The sequence below is a fragment of the Streptomyces milbemycinicus genome (assembly GCF_002154605.1).
Taxonomy (GTDB): Bacteria; Actinomycetota; Actinomycetes; order Streptomycetales; family Streptomycetaceae; genus Streptomyces; species Streptomyces milbemycinicus.
Genome location: NZ_MUNE01001228.1, coordinates 1 through 1,067, shown reverse-complemented (window position 1 = coordinate 1,067; position 1,067 = coordinate 1). Strand labels below are relative to the sequence as shown.

The 1,067-nt window shown below is 73.4% G+C and carries 1 protein-coding gene; it reads right to left on the bottom strand.

Annotated elements, in window-relative coordinates:
• A partial coding sequence (locus CCN51_RS52275) for a glycoside hydrolase family 55 protein (RefSeq protein WP_245881906.1) occupies positions 1-962 on the bottom strand: 962 nt, incomplete at its 3' end.
• Positions 963-1,067: the final 105 nt, after the last annotated feature.

Here is a 1,067-nt window from a genome sequence, read left to right as displayed (position 1 = left end):
AGCGGGAGGGGGCGGTCGAGGGTGACCCGGCGGCGGCGGGCGTCGACGGCGGTGATCCGGCAGGGCCACTCGTACGGGACGTACGAGGTCAGCTTGGTCTTGTCGGTCCAGACGTAGTCGGCGGCGCCCTCGACGTCCCCGGCCATATGGCGCAGCAGGGTGTGGTCCGCGTCGTCGCTGAGCTGCAGCAGTACGCGGTCGCCGCGGCGCAGCCGGGAGGTGTCCGCGACGGTGACGGTCCAGTCGCCGCGCCGGGCGGAGCCGGTGACGTCGGTGAGGGTGTGCCATTCGTCGCGCTCGTTGCCGGTCCAGCCCTCGCAGGGCCAGTCCTGCGCCTTGATCGCGTCGGTGAGGGTGCGCCAGCGGTCGGTCGGGCAGATCCAGATCAGGCCGCCCGCCCAGGACCAGGAGGACTTGTTGCCGCCGTACCGGCTGCCGTACGGGCCGATCAGCTCGGTGAGGTGGCGGGTGGCGTGCAGGGTGGTACGGCCGCTGCCCGCGCCGCGCAGGACGACGTTGTCGTGGCCGACGCGGATGACATCGTCCACGCGGTACGTACCGGGCGGCACCAGGACCGTGCCGCCGCCCCGCCGGCCGGCGTCCGCGATGGCTCGGTTGATCGCGGGGGCGGCGTCGGCCGAGCCGTCCGGTTCGGCGCCGTACGCGCGGACGTCCGCGACGACGGGGTGGCGCGGGAAGTCCGCGCTCCCGCCCCGGAAGCCGGCCCGGCCGACGTAGGGGATCTGGGGGTGGGTGTACGGGGCGGCGCGGAACTCCCGCCACAGGGCGGATGTGGGTGGTGCGGCTGTGCCGTGTCCGGCTGCTTGCTGTGCCGTCGCCGGGGTGGCGTGTGCCGTCGCCGGGGTGGCGCCGAGCAGCGAGGCGCCTGTCATGGCCGTCGCGGCGCCGAGCGCGCCACCGAGCAGTCTTCTCCGGTCGATCTCCCTGTCCCTGCTGTCCATGAGCCCGCCTTCCATGTATATGAACATGTATGTGAACGGCGTTCAGATGTGCGACGGCGTGAGGATGCCATGGGGCAGGGGCGGGCGGAAGGGGTCGTGCAGGGG